At 68.4% G+C, this 15,652-nt stretch carries 15 protein-coding genes; 7 read left to right on the top strand and 8 right to left on the bottom strand.

Going from position 1 to position 15,652, the window contains the following annotated elements:
• Nucleotides 1–79: 79 nt before the first annotated feature.
• Both HTS88_RS17615 and HTS88_RS17610 read right to left on the bottom strand, forming a co-directional pair.
• Entirely contained in the window at nucleotides 80–2,068 is a 1,989-nt protein-coding gene (locus HTS88_RS17615) for a PLL family lectin (RefSeq protein WP_174180638.1), read from the bottom strand.
• Between the two features lie 58 nt (nucleotides 2,069–2,126).
• On the bottom strand, nucleotides 2,127–2,366 hold the full coding sequence (locus HTS88_RS17610) for a three-helix bundle dimerization domain-containing protein (protein WP_246256414.1): 240 nt from the start codon (nucleotides 2,364–2,366) through the stop codon (nucleotides 2,127–2,129).
• A 227-nt stretch (nucleotides 2,367–2,593) separates the two neighbouring features.
• On the opposite strand from HTS88_RS17610, the gene HTS88_RS22360 reads away from it, so the two are divergent.
• The 3 genes from HTS88_RS22360 (at nucleotide 2,594) to HTS88_RS17600 (ending at nucleotide 5,129) form a co-directional block, all read left to right on the top strand.
• The gene (locus tag HTS88_RS22360; protein ID WP_281359088.1) at nucleotides 2,594–2,728 is read left to right on the top strand and encodes a hypothetical protein; all 135 of its coding nucleotides are present in this window, start codon (nucleotides 2,594–2,596) and stop codon (nucleotides 2,726–2,728) included.
• 140 nt (nucleotides 2,729–2,868) lie between these two features.
• Nucleotides 2,869–3,468 (top strand): ANTAR domain-containing protein, encoded by a 600-nt coding sequence (locus tag HTS88_RS17605; RefSeq protein ID WP_174180636.1) that lies wholly within the window; start codon nucleotides 2,869–2,871, stop codon nucleotides 3,466–3,468.
• 428 nt (nucleotides 3,469–3,896) lie between these two features.
• A complete protein-coding gene (locus tag HTS88_RS17600; protein ID WP_174180634.1) occupies nucleotides 3,897–5,129 on the top strand; it encodes an acyltransferase family protein in 1,233 nt (410 codons plus the stop codon).
• A gap of 181 nt (nucleotides 5,130–5,310) precedes the next feature.
• On the opposite strand, the gene HTS88_RS17595 is transcribed toward HTS88_RS17600, so the two are convergent.
• Nucleotides 5,311–6,015 carry a TetR/AcrR family transcriptional regulator C-terminal domain-containing protein gene (locus HTS88_RS17595; RefSeq protein WP_174180632.1) on the bottom strand — a complete coding sequence of 235 codons (705 nt, stop codon included), beginning with the start codon at nucleotides 6,013–6,015 and terminating at the stop codon, nucleotides 5,311–5,313.
• Nucleotides 6,016–6,190: 175 nt separating this feature from the next.
• On the opposite strand from HTS88_RS17595, the gene HTS88_RS17590 reads away from it, so the two are divergent.
• The 3 genes from HTS88_RS17590 (at nucleotide 6,191) to HTS88_RS17580 (ending at nucleotide 8,733) form a co-directional block, all read left to right on the top strand.
• Nucleotides 6,191–6,466 carry a hypothetical protein gene (locus HTS88_RS17590; RefSeq protein ID WP_174180630.1) on the top strand — a complete coding sequence of 92 codons (276 nt, stop codon included), beginning with the start codon at nucleotides 6,191–6,193 and terminating at the stop codon, nucleotides 6,464–6,466.
• Nucleotides 6,467–6,653: 187 nt separating this feature from the next.
• The gene (locus HTS88_RS17585) at nucleotides 6,654–7,844 is read left to right on the top strand and encodes a diacylglycerol/lipid kinase family protein (protein ID WP_246256412.1); all 1,191 of its coding nucleotides are present in this window, start codon (nucleotides 6,654–6,656) and stop codon (nucleotides 7,842–7,844) included.
• 37 nt (nucleotides 7,845–7,881) lie between these two features.
• Nucleotides 7,882–8,733 (top strand): alpha/beta fold hydrolase, encoded by an 852-nt coding sequence (locus HTS88_RS17580; RefSeq protein WP_343045007.1) that lies wholly within the window; start codon nucleotides 7,882–7,884, stop codon nucleotides 8,731–8,733.
• Here the strand turns inward: HTS88_RS17580 and HTS88_RS17575 are convergent.
• The 3 genes from HTS88_RS17575 to HTS88_RS17565 form a co-directional block, all read right to left on the bottom strand.
• Nucleotides 8,711–10,486 (bottom strand): EAL domain-containing protein, encoded by a 1,776-nt coding sequence (locus tag HTS88_RS17575; RefSeq protein ID WP_174180628.1) that lies wholly within the window; start codon nucleotides 10,484–10,486, stop codon nucleotides 8,711–8,713. The genes HTS88_RS17580 and HTS88_RS17575 overlap by 23 nt on opposite strands.
• 382 nt (nucleotides 10,487–10,868) lie before the next feature.
• Complete coding sequence (locus HTS88_RS17570; RefSeq protein WP_174180626.1) at nucleotides 10,869–11,759, bottom strand: F510_1955 family glycosylhydrolase; 891 nt, start codon at nucleotides 11,757–11,759, stop codon at nucleotides 10,869–10,871.
• Nucleotides 11,759–11,935, bottom strand: coding sequence for a hypothetical protein (locus HTS88_RS17565; RefSeq protein ID WP_174180624.1), 177 nt, complete (start codon nucleotides 11,933–11,935; stop codon nucleotides 11,759–11,761). The genes HTS88_RS17570 and HTS88_RS17565 overlap by 1 nt, the downstream gene beginning before the upstream one ends.
• A gap of 321 nt (nucleotides 11,936–12,256) precedes the next feature.
• Here HTS88_RS17565 and HTS88_RS17560 point away from each other — a divergent pair, with 321 nt between their 5' ends.
• Nucleotides 12,257–13,951: a S8 family peptidase gene (locus tag HTS88_RS17560; protein WP_174180622.1), complete on the top strand. Its 1,695-nt coding sequence runs from the start codon at nucleotides 12,257–12,259 to the stop codon at nucleotides 13,949–13,951.
• A gap of 1 nt (nucleotide 13,952) precedes the next feature.
• On the opposite strand, the gene HTS88_RS17555 is transcribed toward HTS88_RS17560, so the two are convergent.
• Nucleotides 13,953–14,699, bottom strand: a complete 747-nt coding sequence (locus tag HTS88_RS17555) for an ANTAR domain-containing protein (RefSeq protein WP_343045006.1) — start codon at nucleotides 14,697–14,699, stop codon at nucleotides 13,953–13,955.
• A 137-nt stretch (nucleotides 14,700–14,836) separates the two neighbouring features.
• A partial coding sequence (locus HTS88_RS17550; protein WP_281359087.1) for a glycoside hydrolase family 26 protein occupies nucleotides 14,837–15,652 on the bottom strand: 816 nt, incomplete at its 5' end.

The following is a 15,652-nucleotide window of genomic DNA, read 5'->3' as shown; positions in this document are numbered from 1 at the left end:
CGCTGATCCTTCAGCCCAGCCGGACGACGGCGGCCCCGCGCCGCCGTCGTCCGTATTCCCTTGTACGCGCCCGCACCCCCTACAGCGCCGCTTCCACCGCCCCCAGCGCCTCCAGGACCGGGCGCAGCGCCGTGACCGAGTCGGCCGGCAGCTGGACCTGGGTCCGCAGGGGGATGTCCGCGGGCTCGCCGGGGAGGCTTGCCCCGGCGTAGGCGGGCTCGTCCGCAGGGACGGCGACCCGGCGGACGGCGTCGCCGTCGCGGACGGTGATGACAGCAACCATGCTGTCCGGCAGGACCTCGCCGTCCACCTGCTGCTGGGGCACCGCCGGGGCGCTGTCATTGAGCAGGCCCGCGTCCGCGGCGGCCTGGAACACCCGGCCCGCCAGCTGCCGGTCCACGGCGTGGGAGGTTTCGTCATCCCCGGCGTGCTGCAGCTCGTCCACCACGCTCCGTTGGGCGGCCCCGTCCCCATGGACGGCCAGCCGGTACACGTAGCGTTCACCCGGTGCACCGCCGCTGACCTCGAATGAGACTTCGGTGTCCGCCGCACGTTCCGGCGCCGCACCCACCCCGGCCATCCCGCGCAGCCGCTGCAGGACGGCGGCGCGCGGTTCCGGCCTGAGGTTGTCGATGTTCTTCAGCGTCATGGCGCCCTCCTCGGGGACCTCGGGCGGCTCCGATGCACCGGCAGCGGGGTTGTGGCCGGAACCGTGGAAACCGGTAATCCGGTTGTAGTGGCGGGCCACCGTCTCGGTGTTGTCCGCCATGACGGTGCCCGTGTCCACGGGACTCCTGGCGGGGCAGGCGGCGTCCGCGTATTCGTCCGGATGCCCCAGCATGTGCCCGAACTCGTGGGAGGCAACATCGCCGGTATCGCTGGTGTCCCACAGCCGCATGTTGGACCGGGCAGGCCCCGGCTGGACGCGGACCACGTGGTGGGCTCCTGAACTCACCCACTGGACGTCGAAGGTGATGGACTGGCGGCCGCCGTTCGGGGCCACGCAGCTGAACCGGTCCGACCATTTGTTGATGATGCCGTTCCGCCAGGTGGTCCGCAGGCTGTCCATCGTGGCGGTGCTGATGCCCGCGTCCGGGTTCAGCTGGATCCGCACCGTGACCCGGGTTCCGGACTGGTGGTAGCCCGCCGTCCAGCTGTAGACGCATTCGCTCACCCCGAAGGACACCTCGCCGGCCGGTTCCACCTCGTGGACCCAGTACTTCTGCCAGACGTTGCTGTCCGTCCCGCGCACGAAGACGTGTTCATGGTTCGGTCCCATGGAACCCAGCGCGGGCTCCGAAGCCAGGACACCGCCGTCGTTGTGCCGGCCCCAGGGGTGCCAGCTGTTGTTGTACCAGGCGCGCTGCCAGAGGGCGCCGTCGTTCCCGCGGACGTAGACGTTGCAGACGTCCTTGTTCCGGGAGATAGTGGCAGGCCCTCCGCTGAAGCCGCCGGCCGGGGCACCGATGTTGAACCAGCCCTTCCACCCGCCGGCCGCTGTCCAGTACTTCTGCCAGACGTTGTTGTCCGTTCCCCGGACGAAGATGTGTTCATGGTCCGGGCCCATGGAACCCAGCGCGGGCTCCGAAGCGAGGACGCCGCCGTCGTTGTGCCGCGCCCAGGGGTGCCAGCTGTTGGCGAACCAGGCGCGCTGCCACAGGGCGCCGTCGTTCCCGCGGACGTACACGTTGCAGACGTCCTTGTTCCGGGAGATGGTGGCCGGGCCGCCGCTGAAGCCGCCGGCCGGGGCGCCGATGTTGAACCAGCCGCTCCAGCCGCCGGTCCGCGTCCAGTACTTCTGCCAGACGTTGTTGTCCGTGCCGCGCACGAAGACGTGCTCATGGTCCGGGCCCATGGAACCCAGCGCAGGCCGCGAAGCCAGGACGCCGCCGTCGTTGTGCCGGCCCCAGGGGTGCCAGCTGTTGGAAAACCAGGCACGCTGCCACAGGGCGTTGTCGTTCCCGCGGACGTAGACGTTGCAGACGTCCTTGTTGCGGGAGATGGTGGCAGGGCCCCCGTTGAACCCGCCCGCAGGGCCACCCAGATTGAACCAGCCGCTCCATCCCATGTCTGCGCTCCGCTCCCTCGAAAGCTGTACCGGCAGACCCAGTGGACCCCGCTGCGCGTTACTGCGCCGTTACTGCACCCACGGTGCCGGGGACCAGAAGGTGCTGGCGGGCCAGCCGGAGCTTCGCGGCGCGTTCAACCAGGATGGGGATGTAGTCCCGGATGCGGCCTTCATCAAAAAGGCTGTGTTCGTGGGCAACCACGTCCTCGATGACGGAGCGCGGCTGGCCGGGGAAGTGTGCGGCGAGCCGGTCCACCACGTCCGTGAGTGCCTGCGTTTCGGTCTTCTTGAGCATCATCACCGTTCCTGCTGGAAGGAGAGCTGGGCTACCACCTGTACGTTCCTGAGCCGGACGTGCATGGATGAATCATACGAACGCCGCTCGCCGAGGGAAACCACTCATTGGAAGTCTGCGGGTATCCGCAGGCGGCCTTGGTGCCGGCCCGCGAAAGCCAGTAGTGGACTCTCAGGGGACAAGTAGGGAATACGCGGGTGCCTGCGTACGGGGCTCCGTAGAGTCGGCGCATGGCAGATGCAATGGACCGGAAGCATGGCCGCAGAAGAGGACCGGGGCCCGCGAAGGGCAGCCGGCGGCTGGCTGTCCTCGTGGTCTTCGTCCTGGTTGTCCTGGCGGTGGCCGCCTTCGCCCTGACGCGGTAGGCGGGTTCTGCGCGGACCAGCGGCTGGCCTCGGATGATGCTGCGGCTGCGGGGCCGGAGTGTTCCCTCGTTTAGGATGTTCTCATCCGTAAAGAATCCGGGCCGGGGGAAGCCAGGACAGAGCACACCGAATGGCCCGCAGTGACATCCAGCAATAACTCTCCCGCGCTTTCGTCAGCAAAAATCCCCCACGAAGACTTCCTGGACTGTCCCACGGGACTTGTCGAGTACTACTTCGCAGAGGGCATCTTCCACTGGTCGGACGGCTTGTACCGCATCTATGGATACGAACGCGGCGACGTTGTCCCTTCCATGGATATGGCTTTCGCCCACATCGAGCCTGAAGACCGGCCCGCGGTCCAGGCCTACTGGGACCGGGTTGCAGCGGTCGGCGGACCGTCGTCCATCTATGTGTCCGTCCGCGACCGCAAGGACCGCCAGCACAAACTGCTTTTCTCCGCGGACTACATCCTCGAGGGTGGTGCGCCTGTGGGCGTGTGGGGCGTGGTGGTTGACCTCACCCAGTCCATCCATTCCGACCGCCACCAGCTCGCAACCGAGGCCGTGGCTGCGTCCGCTCTCAACCGGGCCGTCATCGAACAGGCCACGGGAATCCTGATGGGACGCCTGGGCATCACCGCCGACGAGGCCTACGAACTGATGAGCCAGCAAAGCCAGGATACAAACAGGAAGGTCTACGCCATCGCCCACGAGATGGTGGAACGCATCACCCGCCGCTAGGCTGGCGGCCTTGCCATCTGGCGGGGCGCACTCCTGATGGCGCCCGGGGCCGCTGACCTCGGATGATGCCGCGGCTGCCCATTGACTGAAGGTGGCGTTCCGGCCACGATGATGTTCCCGTTGATATCCCGCAAACGGACGGCCGCACCCATCCCCTCCACGTGCTGGTCCATCAGGGCGTCCCGGGGGACAACCATGACATCTACGTGCTCGGCAGTGCCGCCGAAAGGGCCGCCTGCGACGGGGAGTATGTCAACCGGTAACTGGCCCCGGCCAGTCGCCACAGGTGAGGCGTACGACGGCGGCACGCGCCGCCGTCGTTCGCGTTTGCCGTGGGTGCATGGAGCCTGCGTCCAGCTTCCGCCCAGCGCAGTTACCGAAACGTTATATATGCTGGACGGGTGGTTTTTAGGTCAAGCAGTGGAAATTTGTCAGCTCCGGAACGCCCGTCCGCGCCCGGCGGCGGGCTCATCTCCGGGCGGAAGCACGCCCTGGACGGGCTCCGGACCATCGCCGTGGCGGGGGTCTTCTTCTTCCATACCGTCACCGAGCTGGTCCCGGGCGGATCCATCGGCGTGGACGTGTTCTTTACGCTCAGCGGCTTTGTGATCACCCTGCTGATCATGAAGGAGTACCTGGCCACGGGCCGGTTGCGGCTGGGCATCTTCTACGCCAAGCGGCTGGCCAGGCTGTGGCCCGCGCTGCTGGCCCTGTGCGGCGTGATCGTCACGGTGGGACTGGTGTTCCCGGCGTCCAAGTGGGCCGGCCAGGAAAGCTATGTCCTCCCGGCCGTCGGCTATGTGATGAACCTGGCGCGGATCGGGCTGTTCAGCGAGTCCATCGCCGGCGAAACCCTAGGCCCCGCCTGGACCCTCGCCGTGGAGGAGCAGTTCTACCTGGTGTGGCCGCTGCTCCTGCTGGTGCTGCTGCGGTTCTGGAAGGTGCGGACGGTCGCCCGGATCACGGCCGGGCTGGCCGCGGCATTCCTGCTGGAACGGTTCGTCCTGGTGCTGCTCGGGGCTCCGATGAACCGCCTCTACAACGGCCCGGACACCCGGGCCGACGAGCTGCTGATCGGATGCACCCTCGCCCTCGTCTTCACCACCGTCACCCACGGATCCCGCTCCCACGAATCCCTCCGGAACGCAGCGCGCTGGGCCGGGCCGCTGGCCGGAACCGCCCTGCTGGCCGCCGTGTTCCTGCTGAAGGAGCCGGACACCCCCGGCCTCTGGTTCAGCGCCTTCTGGACCGCCGGGCCCACGGTGCTGTCCCTGCTGTCCGCGGTGCTGATCGGATCGCTCGTCCTGCAGCCGGCCGGGTTTGCAGGCCGGGTGCTCAGCCACCCTTGGCTTGCCGGGCCTGGCCGGGACCTGTCCTACGCGATCTACCTCTGGCACCTGCCGATGTACCTGCTGCTCATGCCTCTCGTTCCCTCGCTGTGGCTCCGGGTGGCGCTGGCCGCGGCCCTGACCGTGCTGCTGGCCATCGCGTCCCACCGCCTGGTGGAAACGCCCGTCCGCCGCTGGGCCAACGCAAGGCTGGAGCCCGCCGTCGTGCCTTCTTCTCCCGGACGCTCCGCGGAACGCACCGCCGAACCCACCGCGGAACGAGGGCGTGAACTTGTGGCCGCCGGCCGCGTGCCCGCCGCTGACCAGGCATGACAGGACGGGTGGACGGGTTGGAAAATTTACTTGGCCCGGACCCCTTTACGTGACGGAATCCAGTTACTAAAGTCAGTTCTTGTCATAGTCCGGATGGGCGCCAGGGGGCGTCCGGGAAGGGGGAGTGCATCACCGCTGACCTAGACCGAAAGACAATTGACCACTACGTTGAAGGCCCCTCCTAGGAGGGGCTTTCCCTTTGCCCCGCGGAGAGCTGGCCGGCCAGTCCGGAGAGCAGGATGGCGAGCCCCTGGTCCAGCTCGGCCGCGCCGTCGTAGTCCGCCAGGACGGGGCCGAGCGCCCGGAGGTGCGGAAAGCTTTTCGCCGGCAGGCGGTGCAGGCCAAGGCGGAGGATGGCCTCATTCTCGTCCGGGTCAACGATGTACTCCTGGAGCTCGTTCAGGATATGGCCGTACAGGAAGCCGTAGTAGGCGCGGTAGACGTGCAGGGCCACAGCCGGAGTGAAGCCGGCCTCGATCAGCAGGGCGAGGATCTGCTCCAGCGGGCGGAGGGTTCCCAGCGGGCGCAGCCCCAAGGGAGTGGAAAGCGGCCGGGTGACCAGCAGCGGCACCACGTTGGGGTGCCGCAGCGCCAGCAGCCGCAGGTCATGGGCGATCTTGCGGAGCTGCGACTGCCAGTCGGGATCGTCGGGGAAGATCGCCAGCTCGTCCAGGACCAGTTCGGAAACACCGTCCAGCAGGGCTGCGCGGTTGGCCGCGTAGCGGTACAGGCTCATGGGGTCCCGGTCCAGCTCCTGACCCAGGCGCCGCATGGTCAGGGCATCGAGTCCTTCAGCGTCAACCAGTGCAAGGGCGGTGGAGAGGACAAGCTCCCTGCTCAGGGGCGCTTTCCGGGAACCCGCTTGACTGCCGGCACTGTCGGCCATGATAAATCCCTTCCATCGGCGCCGGGCGGTCCCTGGATGGACGATTCCTCAGCTTGCTTATTATCTAGTCTACGCATAAAGTCTACAGTGTAGAGAATTTGTCAACATGGTTTCAGTAGAGGGATCAGTGTTTGCGGGGCCGCCATGGCCGCTCACACCATCCCAGGAGAAACACATGTCTACCCACACCCAAAACACCCACGCCGCCCCGGTGCGCAACGCCAACGACATCAAGATCTCAACGCGGACCCTCGAGTTCGCCGTCTACGTTGCCGCGGTCATTGCCACCATCATCACCGCCGCAGTGGTGGGGGATGACGGCAGCGAGAACGGCGTCGACGTCTTCAACGCCAGCCAGGCCATGCAGTACATTACCTTCCTCACGGTTGGCCTGATGGTGGCCCGCGGCCTGGCGAAGGCCGGCAACCGGGTCCACAACACCCACGCGTAATACACACTCCCGGCCCTGAGCCGGGAACTGAGCATTCCTGGCGCGGCACCCCATCCGTGCCGCGCCAGGATTGTCCCCTTCCTTTTGTTGCACCTCGTTTGAGAAGAGCCACCATGGCGCCAGCACACGCCTGCCAGGTCCCCGGGGACGCCACCCACCAGGCCGTGGTCCGACCGCGTTGACCGTCATGACCACACACGCAGCCACCAGTTACGTGCCCAGGGATGTCCACCAGCCACGCGGCAAGCGCCCCTGGTGCGCAAACTGCGACACCGACCAGCACCTGATGGTTGAGTTCCCCGGCATCACCGGCGGGCAGGCAGGCTCCCTCGCCGTCGCCGTCCACTGCTCGCAGTGCAGCGTCTCCAGGGTCCTGGACACCACGCTGGACCACGTCGCAGCCCTTCCTTCCCGGCTCTCCCCGCACACCGGTGCACCGCCCCGCCCTCCCCGGCAGGCGGCACCACGAAAGACCCTCATGAAAACTGCACGCACGTTCGAATCAATCGCCATCATCTTCAACCCCAACAGCACCGGCGACGCTCCTGCGCTCGCCAAGCAGCTGCGCTCGGTACTGGAAGGCCGCCTTCCCTACGCCGCCAACATCAGCCTTCAGCCCACAGGACATGCTGGCCATGCCGTGGAACTGGCCCGTGATGCTGCCAGCGGCGGGGGCGACGTACTGGTCATCTCGGTAAGCGGGGACGGCGGCTACAACGAGGTTGTCAACGGCGTGATGCAGGCCGGCAACCCGGACGCCGTGTGTGCCGTCATGGCCGCGGGCAACGCCAACGACCACCGGCGCACCACCGGCACGCAGCCCCTGGAGGAAGCCATTGCCGGCGGCTCCGTCCGGCACATCGACCTCCTGCGCATCAGCAAAGGCGACGGGCCTGACGCGCTCTCTGAGTACGCGCACTCCTACATCGGCTTCGGCCTAACCCCGGTCATGGCGATCGACCTGGAAAAAGGCAGCAAAGGCGCGCTGAAGGAAATGGTTTCCGTGATGCGCACGTTCTCCAAGTTCAAACCGTTCGAGATCCGCCACGCAGAGGGAAGGCGCCGCAGGTTCGACAGCCTGGTCTTCGCCAACATCGCCCAGATGGCGAAATACGCCACCCTCAGCGAAGCTGACCACAGGCTCCAGGACGGCAAGTTTGAAGTGGTGACCTTCCCGCACCGCTCAAAGCTGCGGATCCTGCTGACGGCGCTGCGGGCAGCAACCCGGGGCCTGGGCGATCAGCCGAGCGTCAGCAGCTACGCGTTCACCACCCTCAAACCCATCCCGTACCAGATCGACGGCGAAGTAAAGTCCGTTGACGCGGACACCGCGGTGACCATCCGGTGCGCCCCCGCCGCCCTCGCCACCCTTGGCTGACCACCCGCCGGCACGGCCCCCAACGAAGGGAACATCGGTGCACACCGAGACCAACCACCAGCACAACACCACCGAACCGCCTCTGTCCCGCGGCCCGAAGCCCGGTGGAGCAACGTCCCGCGGACCTCTCGCCTGGATGCGCCAGCCCCTGACGCCGAGGGTTGTCACCACGGGCTCCCTGACCTCGCACGTGCACTCCCTGGCAGGGCCGCCGGAAGGCGGTCCTGTCTACGTGCTGCTCCACGGCATCGGGATGTCCCACCGCTACTTCCGCAGGCTCCAGCTTGTCCTGGCCGGGCACGGTGACACGCACTCCATCGACCTGCCCGGATTCGGTGCCACGCCGCGCCCGGACCGTCAGCTCAGCATCGCCGACTACGCCGACGTCGTCGCAGCAACCCTGCGGAAAATGGGCGCCGGCCGGGCGGTGGTGGTGGGGCATTCCATGGGCGCCCAGTTCGCCACGGAACTCGCGGTCCGGCACCCGGACGTGGTGTCCCACGTGGTGCTCCTGGGCCCGGTGGTGGACTCGGCACGCCGGACCGTCCGCCAGCAAACCCTGGCCCTGGGCCTTGATGCGCTGAGGGAAAGCCCCGTGGGCAATGCCATCGTGTTCACCGACTACGCCCGCTCCGGCATGCGCTGGTACCTCACCGAGCTTCCGGTCATGATGTCCTACGACCTCGAAGGAAGCCTGGCCCTGGTGGCACAGCCGGTCCTGGTGCTCCGCGGGTCCAAGGATCCCGTGGCGTCCCGGTCCTGGTGCGGGAAGCTCGCCGCCACCGCACCGGACGGGCGCTATCTCGAAATTCCCGGAAAGCCGCATATCGTCCAGCACGGCGCAGCGGAGGGCACGGCCGCGGCCATCATGGCACTCGCCGCCGGCTGAGCATATCGCGCTCAGCCGGGGGCAGCGGCCGCGCGATGAGGTACCCCTGGGCGGTGTCGCAGCCCAGCCCGCGCAGGACTGCCAGCTGCGTTTCCCGCTCCACGCCCTCGGCGGTGGTGCGGAGGCCCAGGGCCCTGGCGGACGCCATGACGTTGGCCACCAGCACGGCCGAGGTGGGATCGGTATCGATGGTGTCGATGAACGACTTGTCCAGCTTCAGCCCGGTGAGGGGAAGCTCCCGGAGCAGTGACAGGGACGAATACGCCGTTCCGTAGTCGTCCAGGGCCACTCCAATGCCCGCCCCGATCAGCGTGCGCAGCTGGGCCGCCGCGGACGAAAGATCCACGATGGCGGCGCTCTCCGTGAGCTCGACGTTCAACAGCGAAGGCGGCACCCCGTGCCGTTGCAGGGATCCGTGGATGACCGTGGCCAGGTTCCCGGCGGCCAGCTGCAGCGGCGAAATATTCACCGAAATGGCCCGCGGCGTTCCGGCGTCCGCCCAAAGCCGGGCCTGCGCGCAGGCCTGGTCGATGACCCACTGGCCCACCGCGTGGATCATGCCGGTGTGCTCGGCCACATGGATGAACTCGGTGGGGGAGACGGCGCCCAGTTCAGGGTCGTGCCAGCGCAGCAGCGCCTCCACAGCACGGCATTCTCCGGTGGAAATGTCCATCAGCGGCTGGTAGTGGAGGCTGAACGCTGCACTGCCGAGGGCGTGTGGCAGCCGACGGCGGATGAGGGCCTGGCGGGCGAAGCGGCTTTCCGGCCGGGAGGGGTCGATGCGGCCCAGCCTGCGCTTGCCTTCGTGTTTGGCCTGCAGCATCGCCGCGTCCGCCTGGCGCAGCAGGTCTTCGAGCTGTGCCCCGGGGTCGCCGCCGGCCCCCACCTGACCTTCCCCGCTGCTGCGAGCCCCAGAATCGCCTGCCCCAGGATCGCCTGCCGCGACGTCGCCGGCCATGGCCAGCCCCAGCGTGGCGGAGACCTGGAGTGCGTGGCCGTCATGGACGAACGGCTCATCCAGGACACGGAGAATCCGGTTCGCGAGGGCACGGGCGCCGGTTTCATCGACGTTGGCCAGCAGCACGGCGAACTCGTCCCCGCCCAGCCGGGCCACCCTGTCCGCCGGCCGGGTGCACGCCTGAAGCCGGGCCGCGAAGGCGGTGAGCACACTGTCACCGGCCCTGTGCCCGAACGTGTTATTGATGACCTTGAAATCGTCCAGGTCCACGTAGAGCGCCGCCGTCCGGGCAGAGCCGGAGCCGGCCAGCAGGGCCTGTCCGGACTCTTCCAGCCCCAGCCTGTTGGCCAGGCCGGTCAGCGGATCATGGAGCGCGGCATGCCGGAACTCATCCGAAAGGCCCTCCAGGACCTGCGAGACGGGCACCACGCGCGGGGTGCCCGAGGCGGGAACGACGAGCACATCCTGGTACCTGCTTTCCTCAGGCCGGTCCAGCAGCGCGGCGGCGGCCGCCCGGAGGTCCAGGGACGGCGGCAGGCTGAACGTGGTGCAGGGCACCAGCGCCTCCGCCGTCATGCGGGCGCTCAGCGCCCGCCCGTAGCCCAGCCGCCCGGTCATCTGGTGGTCAAGCTGGTCCCGCGTCAGCAGGATGAGGTTCCCCCGGACCTCGACCACCACGGCCCGGAGCCCGCGGTCCTCCCGGAACAGCGCCTCGATCTCTCCCGACGGCGTGTTGCCGCTCAGGACCACCGCCTCGAAACCGAGGTCACCCAGCGTGGGCGCGGACGGCTTCACAGCGGGGACGGGACGGAAGGGAGGAGGCCACGCGTCCTGCATATCAAGCGAAAGCCAACGGCAGGTGAACATCAGGTGAGAGGTACGACGGCGGCGCGCCCCGCCGTCGTGCATTCCGCCGGGTGTCCGTGGCAGGGAACTGCACAGATCTTGACCAAACACGCGGGCGATCCTTCGCCCAATCCTGAGCCTCCGGGCGTAGTTTTGGCACCCAGGCAGTAGGGAAGGGGAGTGGAGACAATGACCATCACCGAATACGTTGCAGCCCTTGGCGGGATGCTGGCCTCTCTTGGCGGAGTGGGCCTCCTGGCGGCGGGACTGATCCGGTTCAGGGCGCGCCACTAAGCGGAAGGCCGCAGGCGTCTGCTCAGTCCGCCTCTGCTCAGTCCGCGTCAGCGGGCCGGAAAGTCATGCCACCGTCCGTGGACACCATGACCCCGTCCGCCGTGGCGGCCCAGATCCAGGGGCGGCCGTCCTCGCCCTTGAGGGCGGCGATTGCCATGACTTCGGCGTCGATGCGGCCCTGTTCAGTCCACGTTTGGCCGGCGTCGGGGGAGTAGTGGACAGTGCCGTCCGGTTCTACACCCACGGCTTCCGCGGGGTGGGCGAACGCCGCGAACTGGATCGCCGGGCCGTTCTCCAGCGGCGTCCAGGTGCTGCCTGAGTCCGTTGAGCGCTGGATCCCGTCCTGGGTGGTGGCCAGGACGGTGGTGCTGTCCGGGTGGCCGGCGAGGACGGCCGGGGCGAAATCTGCGGCGACCGTACTCCAGGCCTTGCCGTCCGGGCTGGTCCTCAAGGCGCCGTCGAAGGCCACGATTCCCGCCTGGGTGGCGGTCAGCGCGTGGAAGTCGGATTCGCCCTGCCGTGAGAGCTGCTCCCAGGTCCTGCCGCCGTCGGACGATCTCAGCAGGCCCAGCGGGTTGGGCAGGTCCGACCCCGGGCCGGGGTGGCCGGAGGCGTAGAAGACGCCGTCGGAGGGGCCGGGGGTGAAGCCCATCAGGTCGTTGGTTCCGCCGATTTTGGCGGCCGGGGCGGTGGTGACGTCGAAAAGGCCGTCGTGCGTGGCCAGGAGCACCTGGCTGGTTTCGCCGCTGACGGCGATGCCGTGCACGTGGGAACCGGGCAGCGTACTGTGGGCGCTGCCAGTGCCAGTGCCGTCGGTCTCCGGTGCCGGACTCGAGGCGGGAGCGCAGCCTGCAAGGGCAAGCAGCGCGGCCGCCGCGGCGGAGAGCGCCGCAAAATGTCTGGTGCTGCTGGCGTGCTGGCGGGGCATTACTGGATCAGGTAGTGGCGTTCTTCAGCTTTGGGAGTCTTCGGGAAGAAGGACTGGCCCAGTGCCTTCAGGCCGATCGCGGGCAGCAGGACCAGGGCCACGCTGATGGAAAGAGCGGTCCAGCCCAGGTCCTCGAGCGGGCCAAGGGTGCTCCCCTGGGGAGAAGTAGTGTTCACGACTGCGCCTTATGTGAGACCGATGGGAAACGGATGCCTGCCCTGGTGCCCGGACAGAACCCTCCCAGGTGTGTGTCCGCCAGCGAAGCAGGAATCCCTTCAAGGTTACGGCACCCGTGCGGACCCGTGGAAATGGCGGGCGCCGCCGGCGTCGCCGGAGGACATCCCGCCGGGTCATCAACAGCCCGACTGCAGGCGTCCTGAATATTTGCAGCTGCCCCTTCTTCCGTCCCGTGCTTGTGGCTAGAATCGGGGCGGGGGTGAGTCTGTCCGCGCGCCGGCACCCAGCGCTAGGCGCCTGTCCTTGAAGGATGCCCGCCAATGACCCACCGCTCAAGCCCCCGCACCGCCGTCGCCATCGCTGTGGCTGCTGTCCTGGCCAACACCGCCCTGGCACTCCCTGCCCAGGCCGACGGCGAACTGGACAGCATCCGGCCAACCCCGACTCGGGCGGCGCCCGCTGCGTCCCCCGCTACGGACCAGTTCATTGTGGGGATCCAGGGCGGTCCCGGCATCGGGTCCGAGGCCGCGGCAACCTCAGAGGCCGCGCGGATGGCCGCGGGCCGGATGGGCATCGCCGCCCAAAACGTCAAGGGCATGTCCGCCGGTGCGCAGGTGGTGAAAACCAGCCGCCCCCTCCCTGGCGCTGAGGCCGAGGCCTTCCTGGCGGCACTGCGGTCGTCCCCGGGGGTGGCCTATGCCGAGCCGGACATCATCATGTACCCCACTGCCGAGGCCCCCAACGATCCCGGGTACCCGGTGCAGTGGAACCTCTGGGACGAGGCCGCCGGCATCCGGCTCCCCGGTGCCTGGGACGTGAACCGCGGCGAGGGGACGGTGGTGGCAGTCGTGGACACCGGAATCACCAGCCACTCCGAACTGAATTCCCGGGTGCTGCCCGGCTACGACATGATCGTTGACGCCCCCAACGCGCGGGACGGTGACGGGCGTGACGCCAACCCGCAGGACGAGGGCGACTGGTTCGCCGGGGAGCTGTGCGGCGTTGGCGGGGAGAGCGGCATGTCCTCCTGGCACGGGACCCACGTGGCGGGGACGATCGCCGCGGTGGCCAACAACAACGACGGCGTCGCAGGGGTTGCGCCCGAAGCCCGGCTGCTTCCCGTCCGCGCCCTCGGGGCCTGCGGCGGCTACGAGTCGGACGTGGCCGATTCCATCATCTGGGCCGCCGGCGGCCAGGTGCCCGGCCTGCCGGTCAACCCCAACCCCGCCCGCGTGATCAACCTCAGCGTGGGCGGCGACGGCCCCTGCTCACCCATGCTGCAGAACGCCATCAACCTCGCCCATGAGGCCGGCGCAGCCGTGGTGGTGGCCGCCGGTAACTCGAACCGCCCGGCCTCCGGCATGAGTCCGGCGAACTGCAAGAAGGTCATTACAGTGGCTGCCTCCGGACGCACCGGCGCCCGCGCGTCCTACTCCAACTACGGGGACGACGTCGACGTGACGGCTCCGGGCGGTGACATCACCAGCCAGTTCACTGAAGGCATCCTCTCCACCTCCAACTTTGGCGCCACCACCCCCGGGCCCGAGGCCTACGCCTTTATGCAGGGCACGTCCATGGCCGCCCCCCACGTTTCCGGGATCGCCGCCCTGCTGATGTCCGAGGTGGGCAGCAGCTACACGCCCGAGATGGTGGAAAAGCGGCTCGAAGCCACGGCCCGGCCCCTGGCCGGTGGCTGCCCCGAAGGCTGCGGCCATGGACTGGTGGACGCCGCCGAGGCCCTGGACCTCTCCACTGAAGATTTGCCGGCCGGCGTTGTGCTGCCCAAAGCGGTGACGTTCACGGACAAGGACGGCACCAGGAAGGACACCTTCACCGTTCCGGCCTCCAAGGGCGTGGAATACGTGCGGGACGGGGCAGTCGTGAAAGCCGGCGAGTATCCGGGCTCCGGCACCGTCACTGTTTCCGCGCGTGCCCTGCCCAAGTACTCGCTGGCGGCCGGGGCCACCACCCAGTGGGCCCACACGTTCTCACCGGACAGCGCGCCTACGGGGTAGGCTACGCCGGAGCCGGCGGATCGGGCCGGGCTGCCGGTGACCCGGCGGCCAGTGACTTCACCACATTCTCGGCAACGCTGCGTACTTTCAGGTTCCGCTGGCGTGAGGCGCCCGCCAGCCTGCTGAACGCCTCGGCATACGTGCAGCTGTTCTGGGCCATGATCACGCCGCACGCCACATCGATGGAGGTGCGGCTCTCCAGGACGGTCTTCAGGTTGTCCCCGGCGGACCGGACGCTGCGCACCTCGAGCGCCAGCTTCATGCTCTGGGCCGCCACTTCCGCGAACCACCGGGCCTCGGCCACCAGGTCCGGTGTCAGCCCGGTGGTGCCGCGGACAAGGAACAGCAGCGCGCAGGACGTGCGGTCCTCCAGGTCCAGCGGAAGAGCCAGCGCCGCGCCGAATCCGGAAGCCGAGAGCCGCCGTCGGTATGCCTGCCACCTGGTTGAGGTGGTGCGGTCCACCTTCACCAGCTCGGATGTGCTGACGGCGTGGGTCAGGGGCCCGTCGCCGTTCCGGTCCTCGGAGGTGGCCAGGGCCTCGGCGGCAGTGCTGTTGCCGGCAATGACGGGCGGGCCGCCGGGCCGGATCAGCAGGGCAGCGCAGTCCGCGGACCCTGCGAGGGCCAGTGCGCCGGCCTCCGCCAGCCGCTGCACCGAACCCAGGTCAGTGTCCGCACCCGTGATGAGGTCCAGCAGGAACCCCGGGCGTTCTGTCCGCATGGTTCCGTCCGCCGGTTGTACTGCCACGCTTCGTCCCCCGTAAGCTTCGGTCCCGTCCCGCACCCGCGCGGGCTTTCCCCGAATCTACGAGTACAGCCCGCGGAGGGCACGAGTAGCCGGTACTCTACTTTTCCGGCACGGCGGGGGGACCACTTGCTTTTGTGTTACCGGCGGGCAGCCAGTGCCTGTTTGAAGGCGTCGGCGGACGGCGTGCTGCTGTTGATCCGCCAGTCGGTCTCCTTGTTGTAATGGAACCAGGTCAGGGCGGTGATGTCCGGCTGGGCGGAAAGGTAGCTGACCAGGGCGGTGATCCAGTCTGCTTTGGAGCCGCCCTGCTCGGCCGAGGATGTTTCGGCGATCAGGATCTGCTTGCCGGGGGCCAGGGCCCGGAGCTGGGAGAGGCCGTCGCCGAAGAGCTGGGACGGGGACACCCACGAGCTCCATGAGGCGGAGGTGCCCCAGTTGTAGCCGTCCAGCGCCACCGCGTCCACGTACCCTGCGCCGGGGTACAGGCCGGCCAGCGGCACCGACCCCCAGTACGGCACGTTGGGGTTCCATACCCAGGTGATGTTGGTGGCACCCGCCGCCGTCACCACGCCGTGCACGTGCTGCCACGCGGCCACGTAGTCCCCGGAACCGTTGCCGTTGACCTGCTCCGACCACGGGTACCAGTTGCCGTTCATTTCGTGCCCGAACCGCAGCATCACCGGGTGGCCCCAGCCGGCCAGCGCCTGGCCCCACTGGCGCAGGTAGGGATCGAAGTCCCCGGCGGTGATCCGGTCCAGGGCGTACGCAGGCTGCGCTGTTCCGCCGCCCCACGCCCAGGGCTCCCAGGTCAGCAGGGTGAGGGCGCCGCGGGTGCGGACCGCCTCCAGTTCGGTGATGGGGGGAGCCTGGTTGAAGTCCTTGTAGGACAGGATGATGGACGGCGCCTCGCCTGCCAGGGCGGTGACCTCGTTCAGTTCGGCCGCTGCGAGCGG

The sequence above is a fragment of the Pseudarthrobacter oxydans genome (genome assembly GCF_013314975.1).
Taxonomy (GTDB): Bacteria; Actinomycetota; Actinomycetes; order Actinomycetales; family Micrococcaceae; genus Arthrobacter; species Arthrobacter oxydans.
Note: the sequence above shows the minus strand (reverse complement) of the source record. Positions and strands in the feature narration are given on the sequence as shown.

What these genes read in the sequence shown, in the direction of transcription:
- HTS88_RS17615 (WP_174180638.1), bottom strand. Translation starts at nt 2,068, where the DNA reads ATGGGATGGAGCGGCTGGTTCAATCTGGGTGGCCCTGCGGGCGGGTTC.
- HTS88_RS17610 (WP_246256414.1), bottom strand. Translation starts at nt 2,366, where the DNA reads ATGATGCTCAAGAAGACCGAAACGCAGGCACTCACGGACGTGGTGGAC.
- HTS88_RS22360 (WP_281359088.1), top strand. Translation starts at nt 2,594, where the DNA reads ATGGCAGATGCAATGGACCGGAAGCATGGCCGCAGAAGAGGACCGGGG.
- HTS88_RS17595 (WP_174180632.1), bottom strand. Translation starts at nt 6,015, where the DNA reads ATGGCCGACAGTGCCGGCAGTCAAGCGGGTTCCCGGAAAGCGCCCCTG.
- HTS88_RS17590 (WP_174180630.1), top strand. Translation starts at nt 6,191, where the DNA reads ATGTCTACCCACACCCAAAACACCCACGCCGCCCCGGTGCGCAACGCC.
- HTS88_RS17585 (WP_246256412.1), top strand. Translation starts at nt 6,654, where the DNA reads ATGACCACACACGCAGCCACCAGTTACGTGCCCAGGGATGTCCACCAG.
- HTS88_RS17570 (WP_174180626.1), bottom strand. Translation starts at nt 11,759, where the DNA reads ATGCCCCGCCAGCACGCCAGCAGCACCAGACATTTTGCGGCGCTCTCC.
- HTS88_RS17560 (WP_174180622.1), top strand. Translation starts at nt 12,257, where the DNA reads ATGACCCACCGCTCAAGCCCCCGCACCGCCGTCGCCATCGCTGTGGCT.